This is a genomic window from Psychroflexus sp. MES1-P1E, from assembly GCF_002836055.1.
Classification (GTDB): Bacteria; Bacteroidota; Bacteroidia; order Flavobacteriales; family Flavobacteriaceae; genus Psychroflexus.
On the sequence record NZ_PJBS01000330.1, the window covers coordinates 1 to 15,635 of the forward strand.

Here is a 15,635-nt window from a genome sequence, read left to right on the forward strand (position 1 = left end):
ATCTATATTAGTAGAATCGGAATAGTATTCCAACCTATAAGTAACTCTATAATTAGCAGTAAATGTTTCATTATTATTCTGCCCTGTAAGTTGAAAAGTGCAAGAATAGATAATCATAAAAATAATAACTTTTTTCATAGTTTCATAATTTTAAATTTTAGAACTCAAACCTTGAGTTCGATTAAACATTTGTTTTAAATCAATTTGAAAGTTCATAAATCCAATTTATTTTATGAGCTGGCAAAGAAAAACAGTACTGCTAGAGTTGCAACTCTATGTGATTCAATCCTCTAAATTGGAAATAAAAACTGAATTGAATTATAATTTTAAAAAAAAAAATATAACTACCCTGAGTAAAATGTTAAACTTTTAAATTTTAACTTTTGTTTATAATGTTGTTATTTCATAATAGTTGCTCTCTTAATCCTAATGACTATCTAAAAAAATGGCCTCAAATTATTCTAGTTCTATGGGGTTGTTTTTCTTTTTTAATTTAGCCCTTCGCTCTTTTTCCAATTTGCTCCATGGCACCGATAGGGTTGGCATTGTACTCCTCTTTAATTTCTAGAAAAATGGATTTGTCAGTTTTTAAATATTCTTCCTTATTTTCAATGTTGAAAATAGGATTTTTTAAACTTTTAAAACCCGTTAATTCAAACACATAAAATTCCTTTTCATCAGCTATTTTTACAATCAGCTCAGGCAAACCATTAAATTTGTATGGGCGATCAGGTATTGGAATTTCTGAAGTAAACCAGGCTGTGTAATGACGACCTGCATAATTTGTTTTTGCTTTTTGGACTTTAAAACCTGCTATTTTTTTTGTTTCAGTTAAAATGTCCCACTCAAGGTTCGAAAGGTCCTCAATATATTCGTAATAATCTTTTATTATTTTCTCCCTATAACTGATTTTACGGGAATCTACATTTTTGCCTATATAATAGTTAAACTCCGTTTTGGGCATTTTAGATCTCATCTCACGAAAACTCTGTGGAGTTTTCTCCCGCTCTTGATATGCACTTTGAATCGAGTCTCCAATATGCTGACCTTCACTGGAAAATCTGGAACTTGCGCCCCCAGTAAAAAGCAGCATGGTTTCGCTTTGGACTGATTCTGCATCTGTAGAATCGATTTGCCAAGTAAGCTTATAAATCGCTTTATATTTAAAATTATCGGTTAACTCTTGTGCTTGAAAACATGGAAAGATTAAAATAATAAAGAGGAAAAGAAATGAATATTTCATAAAATAGTTTTATTCTAATTCGATGGGGTTGTTTCTTTTTTTTAATTTCCGTCTTACATCAGCTTTATATTTATCATCAATGATAAAGCCTGATTGAGCAATTCTTTCAATAATATTTTCTTTAAAATCTTCACGTCTATCAAAAAAAACTGATTTAGTTGTAAAAAATAGATTTTTTTTAGGCTCTAGATTTGTATATGTTAGATCAATTTTTGACTTAGATATTAATTCAAAAACATAATGCTTTTTTGAATCTGAAATTTTAATTATAAGACCAGGAAGCCCGCTAAATTTATATGGTCCATCAGAAATAGGTATTTCATCGGAAAACCAAGCTTCATAATCTCTACCTCCATAAGAGGTAGTTGCTTTTTGGCATTTTAAACCATTTATAGTTTGAGTATCAGAACTTATTTTCCATTTAATATTTCCTTTATATTCAAGATATTTAAAATTATCTGTTACAATTTTATCATACACTATTATACTGTCTTTTGAATTTTTCTTTAATATTTTAGAATGAAATTGTGTTTTAGGAAATCTTGAGATATCAGCCATACTTATTTCTTCATTCGGATCATTTTCAATAGCGAGCAATAATGAATCTTTTAAATAACCATTTTTGCTTTGAAATACTGAAGAATTTTCACTTGTTAATAAAAACATTTCTCCGCTTTGTTTATTATATGTAACCGTAGAATCTGGTTGATATGTAAGTAAATAAGTGAACTTATGACTTAATTCATACTGAGTTTGAGCTTCAATTTTAGTTAAAATTAATAATACTATAGCTAAAATAAATTTTTGGATCATAATTTTAAAATTTTATTCTTTAATCCATTTTCCTAAATAGTTTGTTTTGCCGTCTTTAATTGAAACAAAATAAATACCATTGGTTAGTTGTTTAAAATCATACGATAACGTTTGGTCTGTCGCCACATTAATCGTTTCGTTTAAAATTACTCGACCATCTATGGAGTAGATATTTACTTGAGCGTTCTCAATACTAACAGGTAATTTTATATTTAATATTCCTTTAGTTGGGTTAGGATAGATAACTAATGTTTGGTTGTTTGTAAACTGGTTAACGTTTAGTACTTCTTCTGCAATAAGACCGTCACGTGTATTACTTCCTTTATAACCATTGCTTAAAATTTTACTCTCGTCATAAGGTACATTTAAGTTGTAGGTGTTTAAATAGAATGTGTCAACACCTGCACCAAAAAGAATGGAGTGGGAATTTGCAGTAAGATCCATCAAACCATCACCGTCTACATCACCTAAAACGGCACCATTTAAAAACGTAAAACCTTCTGGTCTTAGTGGAAAACCATCTATCTCACCACTACCGTCTGAAGAGTATGCATGAATGTACCCAAAACCAGCAGCGTCGGTTAATGTGCTAGAAATAATAATATCCAAAACTCCATCATCGTTTATATCTCCTATAGTGATTACACCTTCGTTACCACCATATTTTTGAATAGGGAAGTTTGTAATGTTTGTTCCATCTGGCGCAAGCCCATAAATGGTTGGTAAATCTGTACCATCACCACTTGTATTTCTATCTCCCATGAATATTTCATATGTCCCATCATCATCAAGATCTGCAACTGTAGAAGGAGCATACGTCCAACCACCTAAAGCTATAGGCCAACCTGGCGCATAAGTCGCATCGTGATTTAAAACATAAAATGCAGCATTATCACCGTGATTAGACCCAATAATTTCAAGCGTTTCATCACTGTCTAAATCTACAAGCATAGGCGATTGATAAGAATAATTAACCCCAGCTTGCACTAAAGGAAAACCATCAAGAATTTCGCCTTGACTATTAAAAACATACATGCCCGCAGAAGATGCTGCAATAACAACTTCATTACTACCATCATTATTTATATCACCTATAGAAGGAGTAAAAGCTGGAGTTGCAGGAATTTCTACGGGCCAGTTTTCATTAATTTCTGTACCATCTATATTTAGTGCGTGTACAAAACCCTGCGCACTAGCAAAACGCTCTCCAGTAACAATATCTAACGTACCATCTCCATCTACATCTGCAATGGCCGGTGCATTTATCATCCATTTGTCATTAAAAGTAATAGGCCATCCCGCGAGATCATCTCCATTATTATCTTTTACATAAACTCTACCCACTGTTGTTGGATAGCCCGTGTTTATAATAATTTCTGGTGAGCCATCGTCATCAAGATCTGCAATAGATGGTGGTAATAATATAGGGCCTTCTACTGTTTTTTCAAAAAATATAGAGCCATCTCCGTTTAAAGCAAAAAGGGTTGTGTTTACCCCAAAGATGATTTCTTCAACACCGTCATCATTTAAATCTGCTAATGTTACTCCTCTAGAGTTTTTAATAGATGGATTTGCAGGTCTATCAAAAGTAAAAAGTGCATCACCTCCTTGGTTGGCATTTCTGGTTTGTGGTATTTCAACTTCGGAAACACTAATAGTACCGTCTTCATTTAAAGTTGCTTGTTTACCTAGGTTCTTTTGTGCTAAAAGTGTTGTACTGCATAACACCGAAAGACCTAAAATAAGTAGTTTTTTTAATTTCATAATAATATTGTTTTTAGTTTCTTAAATATAAATACTAAAAAAAGGATAAAAAGGATTTAAAAGTTAAAATTCAAATCTAAAAGTTGCATTTATGTGTTGAATTCAAGAATCAATAAAATTGATGAATTCTTATTGAAAATCGATGGCAAAAATTCTTAAAACCTATTAATGTTAGTAAATTTAAAATAAATTATTTTTTTATGAAAATTGTAGTATCTCCCGCAAAATCTCTTAATTACGAAACAAAATTACCCACCACTCGTGGTACTCAACCTCAATTTTTAGAACAAGCCGAAACGCTTAATACGAAGTTAGAGCGAACATCACATTAAAGTTAGTACGTTCGGTTTCACCTCCTTCAGTGTCGTCTATCGCGCCAAAACGTGTAATGTTGCCGTTATTGACTTCACGCTGTGGGATTTGCCCCGACGCGTCCCAGCGACTTGTAAAATGTGATGCTGTTAAGGTTAGCTTATCATTTTCGGGAGAGTATATGACGTACTTTCCAAATAAATTTAAGCGATTGAAATTCTGTGGAGATTCAAAAGGACCATCTGTCGCTATATATTCTAAAGCTACATAAGCATTCTGGTTTTTAGTGTTTTCTATAAGGTCAAATAAACCAACCGTTCTAAGAGTATTGAACTGACCTGCCGAGGCTGAAATGCTACTTTCTTTTAAATAGTCTTTGGTTTTAAAGTTGACGTAACCCGCTGTATTAAAATCACCTTCCTGAGCATAGTACCCTCCTTTGCCAAAATCAATTTTATTGATGGTTTCTGGAATAACAAAGTGCAAATCGCTATACCCTTGTCCATGAGCATGAGATACCATATTTACTGGCATACCATCTACTGAAATGGAAACATCTGTCCCATGGTCGACATCAAAACCACGAAGAAAAATCTGTTCTGCTTTTCCACCACCAGCATGCTGACCAATAAACAGACCTGGTACTTTTCGTAAGACTTCTTGAGATGAATTTACGGGAGTCAGCTTCAAGTCTAATCTCGAAATGGTACTCACGGGGTTTAATTCTTCCGTAATCACCATCTCATCCAATTGAAAGGTTTTTTCTTCTAATATGATTTTTAAATCTGTGGTATTTTCAACTTGAATCGTTCTGGTTTTATAACCCAATAAACGAACTCTAATAGAATCTGCTACTTTGGTGTTCGTACTTATAAACACTCCATTCTCTGAGGTATGGGTATGACTTTCTGAATTGATATTATACACATAAACGTCTTCTAACGGCTGGTTAAGCTCATTTACAACACTCCCCTTTAGCTCTTGGGCATGAGTCATAAATGAAAAACAGCCCACTATAAAAGCTACTAAAATCCGCATGTTCATACCTATAGTTGGTTAATTTTAGCAACCATGGTTGGACCCAACTCATATAAACTAGCTATTAATTCTTCTTTTATAGGTGCAACCTTATCGGTTTTACCAGCAGCTTTGTAAATTTCAGCAATATGGTATAATACTTCTGGCTCAGAGGCCTGTCCTTCCACATGAGCTTCTATAATGTCATTTGCTTTTTCTATATCACCAGTTTTAAAGTAACTCCAAGCTAATAGATCGTAAGACTGAGGTGTTGGTCTATTTTCTATTTCGCGCTTGGCGATTTCTAGTGCTAATTCTGGTTGATTTAAATCTTCAGAATATAGTGCGACATTATATTTATTATACATTTCGCCATACTGCGCATTTTTCACTGTATTTACATACGACTCTAATGCTTTTGATTTTAAATCTCCATCGTTTGTATATTCAGCAATTTCAGCTTTCAAAAGGTCATAATCTGGTGAGTTGTAATAGGACGTTACATGGTTGAGTATACTCAAGGCTTCCTTTGGTTTTTTTTCGTGAGAATATATGATCCAAGCAATACCTTTCTTAGCATATGCATCGTTTGGATCTAAGGCTAGCGCCTTCAAAAAATAGGTGTAGGATTTATCAATTTTACCTGCATGACCATAGAAGTCTGCTAGGTTGGTATAAGCCCATTGCTTTATACCTTTTAGGTTTGAAGATTCTGCAATTGCAGTTGCTTTTTCCATCTGTAGGATGGCACTTTCTAAGTTTCCGTTATGGTCTTCCCATTTTGCAGATCGAATGAAATAATCGAAATCTGAAGTGTTTTTTAGGTCTTTTAGGTAAGATTCTGCATAGATGTAGTTCCCTAATTCTAAGTGCACATCGAATAGCATTTTCTTTGTCCCATTAAGGTTTTCGCCATTGGTCTTGGCTTTTAGAAGTAATTCTAAAGCTTCTCTAAATCTATGTTGTGAAATGTAATTTGTGGCAAGATTTTTCAAAAGTCCTGCATCGCTATCCTTTACAATTTTATTGGCCTCAATGAGGTCCTGTTCAGCTTTGATTAAGTGGTCAATATGTCCTGTAGTGCTGAACACTTTGGTATGTGCATTTGCACGTTTTACCAAATAAGTATAAGCGCTCGAACTTTTATCTATTCTATCGGTCCAGAAATTTACATCCTCTAGGAGTTTTGAAGAGTTTATCTTGGTAGAAAGGTATGGGCTGTAATCAGCTTCATTTGTAACTTGATTAGAGGTACAACCTACTAGTGATAGAATAACAATAATAACCGAGAGTATTTTTTTAATAAGCATGATAGTTTATTTTTTGAAGTGACTTATTCTTTCGCTTTTTTGGCATTAAATAATAATCTGAAATGAGACCTTGCGACCCCATTCCAGACTCTTCTTATCATCTTACCAAGGTGAAGCTAAGTAAGGGAAAGAAGGTAAAAATTCTTTATCATTAGAACTTACGTTATCACTTACCAATCCTGGGAATTCCGGATCGGATAATCCCATTTCACCACCAAATATGAGTATCAATTCTACATCGATAACGTCATCGGCTAATGCTCTGCCTGTTAATACATTTGTACCATCGAAAAAGGTTGTTGGATTATCTAAAGAAACCGTAAGCACATCTGTAGCTAAAACTCCCGTAAATTGAGAAGCTGTAAGTCCTAAGGCATTGGCATCACTAGGACTTTCTGGATCATATGCAGGGCTTAACGTTTCTAATTTAGTTTGAAAGGCCTCTTGATACATCGCTCCCATTTGTGAGGGCACTGTTGTATTAAAAGCATCTTTCATACCGGAATTTACAAATACGGTATTAATTGCTGGTCTTGCCATTTGGTCTTCCTGAATATAAGTTCCAGAAAAATCTAGTTCTGAAGACATATCCGTAATTATTTCATCGTCGTCGTTACTGCAATTGATAGCGGTCATGGAAGCTAAAATCGCAATAGCAAATAATTTTATTTTATTAAATTTCATGTGAATTGTTTTTATTATTAATTGATTGCCCTTGAAACGCTTTGGCTATAAAAATTTAATTAGTGTAGGTTATTGTTTTCTTTTAGATTCTACCCAAGTATTGATAGAACCAGATCCGCCAATCATAGACTTTGGCACTTCAACAACAACAGATAAAACGTTTGAACCTGCGAAGGTGTCATCTCCAGGGCTGTTAAATCCACCCGCTTCTCCATTGATGATAGCCGTGTATTGGTTAAAATCAAAAAAGAAAGGATCATCTCTTGGACCTGCAAAAAATTTCATTCCACCTAATTCTTCAACAATTGCGGATTCTCCGTAATTGGTAATATCAACTACACCAGAACTAGTTGTGGATGTTGATAAAAAATTAGTGTTCAATCCTGTTTGACTTGGAGCACTAGGTCCAAAGAAATACATCCGACCATCTCTAGGAATGGCTTGGATAACCAGATCTTCTACAGTGTCGCCGTCTGTGTCAATGTTAATTTCAAGCATTACATTTTCGTCAAACGAAGCTCCTGCAGTGTTTCCTGGCGATAATAAGCCTTGTACACTGGCAACAAATGCTATGTTTGATGTGTTTTCCCCTCTAAAGGCAAAAAAATCTGTAATATCACTTGTACCACCCGCTACAGCAGGTGCATCAATATGATCTGCTGCAATGGCAACGAATGTTGCAATACCTAATAGTGATGCTGCCATTAAAATTTTTGTTTTTTTCATGATTTTTGAGATTTTTGTTTATTATTAATTAAGGTCTCAATATTACTTACGCAAAAAGGATTGGTAGGGTTGTGTTATTAAAATAAAACTTTGTTTTTTCCTTAGGGTGAGGGAACTTAAACCCTCTAATAAATGGAAGATGCAGTACACTAACTAGGCAAACACTTTCTTTAAAATTAATTGCTAATTCAAGTTTTTTAAAAACCTCGAAGACTACTGATTCTATTTACTAAATTTAGGTCTTGAAAAGACTTTCATAAAAACAGACCAGAATCGATAAATAATAATAGACCTCCCCTACATTACAGATGTTATACTCAAAACGGTTATTTTAAAATTGTTTCTACTCTAAAAACGAGTTCCTTGATTACTGATGATTTTTTAAAGTGAATTTCTGAAAATGAAGCGGCTTATAAAATTATAAGTACTATGCCTGGTTTTCAAATATTTAAAATTATTCAACTCCCTATCCAGATCCAACTAATTAAAGACAAGCTGAAATGTGATCAAAACACTATTTATGTGTTTGACAAAGGATATGAGAATTTACAGAAAGACCTTCTGAAGCCTTTTTAAAACCCATAGGTAAAAAGGCCAATTTAAAAAACTTCCCTCTACATCTAGAGGTCAGAATTAATGAGCAAGGCGTCATAAAACCCATAGAAATAAACCCCCTACGCTTTGGAGGCTGGTGTACAACTGGAGATCTTTCGTGGTATGCGTTTAAATTTAATTCCTGCCACTATTTCATTCAAAATAAAAAACCAAATTGGGAGCAGGTTTTTAAAAATGATAAGGGAGAAATTTATAGCCTTGTTTTATTAAACAAAGCTTCGGGATTTCAACCTTTAGAAATTTCTCATTTTGACTTTGATAAGCTCAAGCAAGATTTGGAACACATTTTAGTCATCAGAACATTCGACTTTAATAAATACCCTGCCTTTGGGTTGTTATTTACTGAAACCCGTGAAGGGAAGGAAAAAGAGTTAAACGACATACTCCACTCTAACTTAAATAAGTATATTGTATTAAAACAGTGAATTTTAAACCCATTGAATCGACTCAAAATCAAAATGAATAAAATTAAGTTAACGCTAATGTTACTATTTGTTATTCCTTTAAAATTTTATAGCCAAGAGAATCTAGGAACAGAATAAGGAATAAATCAGTTTTATTAGCTTTTTAAATGGTACTTTCAACTGGCTATATATTTTATTCTTCGTACTTACTAGAAAGCACGGATAAAAATTTTAAACACAGATAAAAATTAAGAAATGCAAAATTAAATTTATGATGGAGTATGAATAAATTGAATTATATTTTGGTTTATTGAAGTTAAAGATAATGAGCAGAGCGGTAGTTACGGTAATTATTTTTGATAAAAAGCAGGCTAAAAAAGCCTGTGCCGAATTCGTATCGGAAAAACTATTTGTTGCGACATTATAGGTTTAGATCAGTATAAATCCTTCACTGAAAAAAATATGGAATACGATTATATTATCATAGGTAGTGGTTTCGGAGGTTCGGTTAGTGCTTTGCGATTATCTGAAAAGGGATATAAGGTTTTAGTCATTGAGAAAGGCAAATGGTACGAAGCCAAAGATTTCCCCAAAACCAACTGGAACTTTAAAAAGTGGCTATGGATACCCTTTTTAAGGTTTTTTGGTATTATGAAACTTTCCATTTTCAAACATATCGCCATAATTTCTGGTACTGGCGTTGGAGGAGGCTCCTTGGTTTACGCCAACACCTTACCAACTCCTAAATCTGCTTTTTTCAATTCTGGAAGCTGGAAGGACTTAAACGATTGGGAAAGTGAATTGAAGCCTTATTACGATGAAGCCTTAAGAATGTTGGGAGCTACAAAAAATCCAGAATTATTTGACGGAGATTTGGGTCTTCAAAAGGTAGCCGAAAACTTAGACATCAAGAAGAAATTTGCTCCAACTCGTGTAGCCGTATTTTTCGGAAAACCCGGTCTGACCCAAAAAGACCCTTATTTTAACGGCCAAGGGCCGGAACGCTCTGGGTGTAATTTTTGCGGGGCCTGTATGACGGGTTGTAGACATAATGCAAAAAACACACTCGATAAAAACTACCTCTACTTCGCCCAAAAAAACGGTGCAGAAATACTAGCTGAAAATGAAGTTTATGATGTTCAACCTGTTGCCACTAACGACGGTTCTCAAGGGTATAACGTCTTTTTAAAAAGTAGCACAAAATTATTCAGCAAACGCAAGACACTAAAAACTAAAGGGGTGATATGCTCAGGTGGAGTTTTGGGTACAGTAAAATTACTGCTAAAGCTTAAAAAGACATCCCTGCCTAATTTATCAGATAAACTGGGTGAAGATATCCGCAGTAACAATGAAACCTTAGTAAGTGTTACCGGACTGGACAAAGACAAAAACTATTCAAAAGGAGTTGCCATAGGAAGTATCCTAGACACCGATGAAAACAGTCATCTCGAAATTTGCAGATATGGTGAAGGCTCTGATGCTTGGAAGCTAGCTCACTTACCCTATGTAACGGGATCGAATATAGTATCGCGTCTTTTTAAAATTTTCATTAAACTCTTAAAACATCCCATTGATTATTTCAAGATTTATTTTGTGAACGGCTGGGCCAAAAACACAGTTGTTTTACTTTTTATGCAAACGCTGGACAGTACCTTAAAATTTAAACGAAACGCTCTTGGACAAATGACTTCAACCGTTAGTTCAGGAAAGGCTCCTACCCCTTTTATTCCGGAATCTATAAAACTAGTTAAAGCTTACCGCAAAGCGATAAGCGGAGTAAGCACCTCTTTTTCTTTAGAAACATTGGCGGGTATTCCGTCTACAGCACATATTTTAGGGGGAGCCGTTATGGGAAAGAATCCTTCTTCCGGGGTAATCGATAAGGACAATAAAGTTTTTAATTATCACAACCTTTATGTGATTGATGGGTCTATGATTTCTGCAAATCCAGGAGTAAATCCCTCCTTATCCATAACTGCTATTGCAGAGCATGCCATGCACCAAATACCCATAAAAAAAGTATGCTAATTTGAAGAAGGACAACATATATAAAATACTAATATACCCTTATGTATAAATCGACAAACATCAGGGATCAACTTTAAGCCCTTTAAGTTTGAGTTCAGCTTTATTTTTTAAATTAAACCTTGCAAATCTATGAACCGAATGAAAAATACAACAATCGACATCAACGAAAATAGCATTAAAAGTTATGTAGAATCTTTAAGACCAGAGGATCCTGTTATTCGTGAACAACTCGATTTGGGGTATTCTTATGATGGAAAAATTGCAATACTTTATGAAATTCGACCTTTTTGGGACAACCCGAAAGAAATTCAACACATGGAATTTGCTAAAATTAGATTTTATAAGTCAAGACAAGAATGGAATCTATATTGGATGCGTGCAAGCGGAAAATGGGAACTTTACGAACCATTTCCAAAATCAACTCATTTAGAAAAGATGATCGACATTATAAAAGAAGATCAATATGGCTGCTTTTATGGATAATATAAAGAAAATATTATAAAAATTATGGAAGAATTCACTTTCAGAATTTAAAGCTTTTCTAGATCACTTATATTTAAGAAGATTCATTAAGGTTGATATTTAAGTACATATTAATATGGAATGATATATTTTTGAGTTCATCTATCAGTCTACAAATAAGGTTGTGAGAGATGGTTTTCTTAATTCTAGACTTCTTGAGCTGGTGACAAAATTCATCAAAATATCCATTTATATGTTATCAACTCCAACCAAATTAAATTTATAATGTCGCATGAATAAAATGAATTATTTTTTGGTTTATTGAAGTTAAAGATAATTAGCATAGCCTTAGTTACGGTAATTATCTTTGAAAAAAAGCAGGCTAAAAAGAAACGATTTATTGCGACATTATAGGTTTAATTTGGTATAAGGGCTCGTTCACCTTTAGAGTTAATCAATATTGCTTTTTTTTAATCTTGTAAAGCTTGTCAATCAAATTAATTCAAAACCATCATACTGCAAACACTTAACAATAGAATAAATACTACAAACAAAGTCATAGCAACGATTTAATTGAAAAAATACTGACTTTTCAAAGTAATAATAGTGAATTGTAAGCATTTAATAAAAATACTTATTTCCTTCTTATCAATAAATTTGAGTTTAATTCACACATAAAAACTATGAAGGATTTACTATTTACAGTAACAATCATTAGTTTTTTAATAAGTTTTGTTTCATTGAAGGCATCAGTAATTAGTTCTAATACTGAAGGTGATATTGTAAATAATAATTTTACTCATAATGTGTCGGTGTCAGAAAAGAAAACATTTCCCGTTAATGATATTCATCCAGTTTTAAACACTGCAGAATGGATCAGTTTTGAGACATTCTGTGCAACCCAATCTGTTGCGGATTTGATATCTCTCTACGACAATTTAATAGCACAAAAAAGCACAGCAAATCTCGGTCAAACTCTTGGTACATGAAAAATATTTTATTCACAATTTTAATAATGTCAAGCATTCTATGTAATTCACAATTTTACATATCGAGTGGGGATGACGTTTATGTTTCAGATCAAAGTACACTCTATTCAAATGAGGATATTGAAAATAACGGTACTATACGTTTAAAGAACGAATCATACTTTATTTTTGATGCTGACTTAATTAACAATGCGACTATTTCATACCAAGATGGCACCAGTAAAGGAATTTTACAAATTGGTTCAGGTGAAGCTTCAAGCAATCAAGCTCAAGACATCCAATTTAATGCTACACAGGGTGAAGAAGCTCCGTTTATTATTCTTAATAAAACCTCTGGCATTGCAAACATTACTCGTGGTCACATGCGTTTGTTAGAACGTTTTAAATCTATTAGTGGAACATTAAATGCTGATAGTGAAATTACAGGTGCAGATACAAACGAAAATATATCAAAAGGCTTAACATTTATAAATCCTGATATCTTAACAACTTCAATTGTAGAAGAATCTAGTGGTGGTATGGTGAAAAATGTGATCACCGAGCTCCTATTCCCCGAAGACTCCAAAAGAGCATTTAAATTTTTCTCATCTTCTGTAACCATGCCTGAATCCATAAATGCTAATCTTCAAGAAGGTGGTCATGTTACATCGACAGCAGTAGGAACTTTTGATGATCCTTACCCTGGTTATGGAATTCATATCACAGGTTCAGAAACTGGAGAAAGGGGGTTTGATGCTACTAATACCGGTTATCCTTCAATGTTTTTATGGGAGAATGGCGATCAGGAATATAGCGTTATGCCAAATACAGACCAACGTACATTGAACGCTGGTGAAGCTTCTCTTATTTTAGTAAGAGGAAGTCGTGTAATTGACTTAACGGTAGATAATGTTCAAAATAATTTTCCTACAATTTTGAGAACAATTGGTGATTTACATATTGGTGACTTTACTTTAACTAATCTTGCCTCCACAACTGAGCAATTTTCATTAATTGGTAATCCATACCATGCTGAAGTGGATCTAGATGCACTCCTTAAGAGTTCAAATAACGTAGGTCTTAGTAAAAGCTTTTTATATTATTTTGATCCTACTTTAGGATCACAGGGCTCATATGTAACTTTAGACCTTTCAGATCAAAGTACAACACCTTTTTCTCTAAATAGTAAATATCTTCAACCAAACCAATCGTTTTTTATTGAAAATATTGCTGATAACCCAAGTTTAACTTTCAAAGAAAGCTTTAAACGCACAAACGAGCAAAGACAAAACAATAAAATTTTTAGTGCCGATACCGATTTAAGAATAGACGTTAGTATGTTCGACTCCAACGCAGATGTGTTCAGAGATGGTGTTACGTTGAGGTTCAATCCAAATTATAGCGAACAAGCAACCTTAGAAGAAGATGCGACGAAAGTTTGGAATTCAGACGGATCCGTAGCAATTCAAAATCAAGGTGAATATTTATCGGTAGATAAACGCCCTTTACAGAATAATATGGTAGACGCTCTATTATACATGTTTTATTCAAGGGATAATGATCAAATTTTAATTAATCTGGATTATCACCTTGAAATTGATGTTAAAAATCTACCTAGTTCAGGGGAGGTCGTTTTAATCGACAATTACTTAGAAACAAGAACACCATTAAACCTAAACTCAAACATATATAGTTTTAGTTTAGACCCCATACTTCCTGAATCAGAAAATGTAAATCGCTTTGAGTTAGGCTTTGAAAATATGACACTTGGCACTACAACACCACAGAAAGAATTGGCTTTTTTAAGCTTATATCCAAATCCAACAACTGGTTTAATAAATATCGACTTAAAAGGAGCAGGGGAAACTTTAAAGAGCGTAAAAATTTTTAGCACAGATGGTAAGCTAGTCAAACAAATTAATTTCATTAATAATTCTACAGAGCAAATAGACATTAGTGATTTATCAAAAGGATTTTATCTTGTTGAATTACAAACTGCCAACACAATATATGTTGAAAAATTGATTTTAAATTAAAGAATAACTTGATTCAAATCATAAATGCAACTTCTGGATTAAATAATAAATTGTCCATTTCAAATATAGGATTTTCATAATTGACCCTTTTTCTAGGTCTTATATTTAGTTTTCCTTGTATTTTTTTTAGCAATCAGTAATTTTTGTAAAGTCTGTTTTTTTAGGTAAAATATTGTCTTATCAGCCCGTATAGGTTTTCGCTTGTACCCCTGATTAGGTCTTGCAAAATAATAATACCTATTTAGGATTTGCGCTACCTCAAGGTAGTTTTAAAGTTTTTGTTTAATACCAGCACTACTAGTTTTAAAAAAGATTTCCAATCCTCTAATAAATCTTTGATCACAAAGTCTAGCCTATTCGAATCTTAAGAAGTTTCTACTTTTCAAATCTATCAGAAACGTTAACCTTAATTGTTAGAAAAACTAGTTGTGATATTTAAGCATTCAGTGTCTTGTGGAATCAGCAATATGGTTTGGCACCAGTTTCAAAATAACATAGATTTTACCAATGAACATATTGAAATGTTATATCTTGATTTAATAGCTAATAGAAATATCTCTAACGAAATTACCCCTCGTTTTCAAGTTTTGCACCAATCTCCTCAAATTTTAGTGATTCAAAATAAGGAGGTCGTGCATCATGCTTCGCATTCAGCTATACGAATATCAAACATCAAAGAGTTGTTACCTTCGTAGTTTGAGTTTAGCTACTCTATAATTAATTTGTGAGTAGTAGTCTGAGTTTGATAGGTCAACTTAACTAGGTAAATTCCAGAGTTAAGACTGCTTGTATTCAGTTTTAGTTCTGAAGAAGATAAGCGGTCTTTTGGGATTTCTATAGTTTGTCCTAGTATATTGAAAACTGAAACCTTTAGTTCGTTGTTGAAGTCTGGATTATGTTTGACATAAGCATATCCAGAATTTGAAGGATTTGGATAAAGCTGTGAGCTAGCTATCCTCTCATTTTGTGATGTACCTAGGGTGGTTTTCTCAAACTGAATTTTAAATCGATCTGAATTTACAGAAGCTGGGATTGAAGAGTCAATGCTAAAAGCAATATCGTTTTCACCTTCATTTAATTGATGATCTACTTCAGTGTAAGTATCTTTTAAAAAGATATCATAATCTGGCATGTCTTCAACTTCAACTTTCATGGTATAATCGATATCTCTGTAATTGCCAATCCAAAAACTAAATACATCTTCGTTTGTAGGAAAAGGCCTTTTTTCGATAGCTAAATAATTTCCATTAGAT

12 protein-coding genes and 3 pseudogenes are annotated in these 15,635 nt (G+C 33.3%); 7 read left to right on the plus strand and 8 right to left on the minus strand.

The window, feature by feature from the left end; genetic code table 11:
• Nucleotides 1–493: 493 nt before the first annotated feature.
• The 3 genes from CXF67_RS14645 to CXF67_RS14655 are packed head-to-tail and all read right to left on the minus strand — an operon-like array spanning nucleotide 494 to nucleotide 3,820.
• A complete protein-coding gene (locus CXF67_RS14645) occupies nucleotides 494–1,243 on the minus strand; it encodes a GLPGLI family protein (RefSeq protein WP_257984703.1) in 750 nt (249 codons plus the stop codon).
• 9 nt (nucleotides 1,244–1,252) lie between these two features.
• Entirely contained in the window at nucleotides 1,253–2,056 is an 804-nt protein-coding gene (locus tag CXF67_RS14650; protein WP_102089421.1) for a GLPGLI family protein, read from the minus strand.
• Between the two features lie 12 nt (nucleotides 2,057–2,068).
• Nucleotides 2,069–3,820, minus strand: a complete 1,752-nt coding sequence (locus CXF67_RS14655) for a T9SS type A sorting domain-containing protein (RefSeq protein WP_102089422.1) — start codon at nucleotides 3,818–3,820, stop codon at nucleotides 2,069–2,071.
• A gap of 200 nt (nucleotides 3,821–4,020) precedes the next feature.
• Between CXF67_RS14655 and yaaA the strand changes: the two are divergent.
• Nucleotides 4,021–4,146 (plus strand): annotated as a pseudogene (gene yaaA / locus CXF67_RS18915) (peroxide stress protein YaaA); the annotation flags it as partial.
• Here the strand turns inward: yaaA and CXF67_RS14660 are convergent.
• From CXF67_RS14660 to CXF67_RS14675, 4 genes and pseudogenes are all read right to left on the minus strand, one after another.
• Nucleotides 4,139–5,176 (minus strand): annotated as a pseudogene (locus CXF67_RS14660) (TonB-dependent receptor plug domain-containing protein); the annotation flags it as partial. The pseudogenes yaaA and CXF67_RS14660 overlap by 8 nt on opposite strands.
• A 2-nt stretch (nucleotides 5,177–5,178) precedes the next feature.
• Nucleotides 5,179–6,459, minus strand: a complete 1,281-nt coding sequence (locus tag CXF67_RS14665; RefSeq protein WP_102089423.1) for a tetratricopeptide repeat protein — start codon at nucleotides 6,457–6,459, stop codon at nucleotides 5,179–5,181.
• 102 nt (nucleotides 6,460–6,561) lie between these two features.
• On the minus strand, nucleotides 6,562–7,143 hold the full coding sequence (locus CXF67_RS14670; RefSeq protein ID WP_102089424.1) for a DUF4331 family protein: 582 nt from the start codon (nucleotides 7,141–7,143) through the stop codon (nucleotides 6,562–6,564).
• A gap of 69 nt (nucleotides 7,144–7,212) precedes the next feature.
• On the minus strand, nucleotides 7,213–7,869 hold the full coding sequence (locus CXF67_RS14675; protein WP_102089425.1) for a DUF4331 family protein: 657 nt from the start codon (nucleotides 7,867–7,869) through the stop codon (nucleotides 7,213–7,215).
• Between the two features lie 572 nt (nucleotides 7,870–8,441).
• Here CXF67_RS14675 and CXF67_RS18920 point away from each other — a divergent pair.
• From CXF67_RS18920 to ytxJ, 6 genes and pseudogenes are all read left to right on the plus strand, one after another.
• Nucleotides 8,442–8,909 (plus strand): annotated as a pseudogene (locus tag CXF67_RS18920) (ATP-grasp domain-containing protein); the annotation flags it as partial.
• Nucleotides 8,910–9,350: 441 nt separating this feature from the next.
• On the plus strand, nucleotides 9,351–10,916 hold the full coding sequence (locus CXF67_RS14685; RefSeq protein ID WP_102089426.1) for a GMC oxidoreductase: 1,566 nt from the start codon (nucleotides 9,351–9,353) through the stop codon (nucleotides 10,914–10,916).
• A 138-nt stretch (nucleotides 10,917–11,054) separates the two neighbouring features.
• A complete protein-coding gene (locus tag CXF67_RS14690; RefSeq protein ID WP_102089429.1) occupies nucleotides 11,055–11,399 on the plus strand; it encodes a DUF3024 domain-containing protein in 345 nt (114 codons plus the stop codon).
• 662 nt (nucleotides 11,400–12,061) lie between these two features.
• A complete protein-coding gene (locus CXF67_RS14695) occupies nucleotides 12,062–12,367 on the plus strand; it encodes a hypothetical protein (RefSeq protein WP_102089427.1) in 306 nt (101 codons plus the stop codon).
• Nucleotides 12,364–14,382: a T9SS type A sorting domain-containing protein gene (locus tag CXF67_RS14700; protein ID WP_102089428.1), complete on the plus strand. Its 2,019-nt coding sequence runs from the start codon at nucleotides 12,364–12,366 to the stop codon at nucleotides 14,380–14,382. The genes CXF67_RS14695 and CXF67_RS14700 overlap by 4 nt, the downstream gene beginning before the upstream one ends.
• A gap of 428 nt (nucleotides 14,383–14,810) precedes the next feature.
• Nucleotides 14,811–15,077, plus strand: a complete 267-nt coding sequence (gene ytxJ, locus CXF67_RS14705; protein ID WP_257984704.1) for a bacillithiol system redox-active protein YtxJ — start codon at nucleotides 14,811–14,813, stop codon at nucleotides 15,075–15,077.
• An 11-nt stretch (nucleotides 15,078–15,088) separates the two neighbouring features.
• Here ytxJ and CXF67_RS14710 read toward each other — a convergent pair.
• Nucleotides 15,089–15,635: T9SS type A sorting domain-containing protein (locus tag CXF67_RS14710; protein ID WP_145990478.1), on the minus strand; the 547-nt coding region annotated here is incomplete at its 5' end.

Excerpts from the sequence above, each read along its gene's own strand:
- CXF67_RS14645 (WP_257984703.1), bottom strand. The coding sequence starts at position 1,243 with ATGAAATATTCATTTCTTTTCCTCTTTATTATTTTAATCTTTCCATGT.
- CXF67_RS14650 (WP_102089421.1), bottom strand. The coding sequence starts at position 2,056 with ATGATCCAAAAATTTATTTTAGCTATAGTATTATTAATTTTAACTAAA.
- CXF67_RS14655 (WP_102089422.1), bottom strand. The coding sequence starts at position 3,820 with ATGAAATTAAAAAAACTACTTATTTTAGGTCTTTCGGTGTTATGCAGT.
- CXF67_RS14665 (WP_102089423.1), bottom strand. The coding sequence starts at position 6,459 with ATGCTTATTAAAAAAATACTCTCGGTTATTATTGTTATTCTATCACTA.
- CXF67_RS14670 (WP_102089424.1), bottom strand. The coding sequence starts at position 7,143 with ATGAAATTTAATAAAATAAAATTATTTGCTATTGCGATTTTAGCTTCC.
- CXF67_RS14675 (WP_102089425.1), bottom strand. The coding sequence starts at position 7,869 with ATGAAAAAAACAAAAATTTTAATGGCAGCATCACTATTAGGTATTGCA.
- CXF67_RS14685 (WP_102089426.1), top strand. The coding sequence starts at position 9,351 with ATGGAATACGATTATATTATCATAGGTAGTGGTTTCGGAGGTTCGGTT.
- CXF67_RS14690 (WP_102089429.1), top strand. The coding sequence starts at position 11,055 with ATGAAAAATACAACAATCGACATCAACGAAAATAGCATTAAAAGTTAT.
- CXF67_RS14695 (WP_102089427.1), top strand. The coding sequence starts at position 12,062 with ATGAAGGATTTACTATTTACAGTAACAATCATTAGTTTTTTAATAAGT.
- CXF67_RS14700 (WP_102089428.1), top strand. The coding sequence starts at position 12,364 with ATGAAAAATATTTTATTCACAATTTTAATAATGTCAAGCATTCTATGT.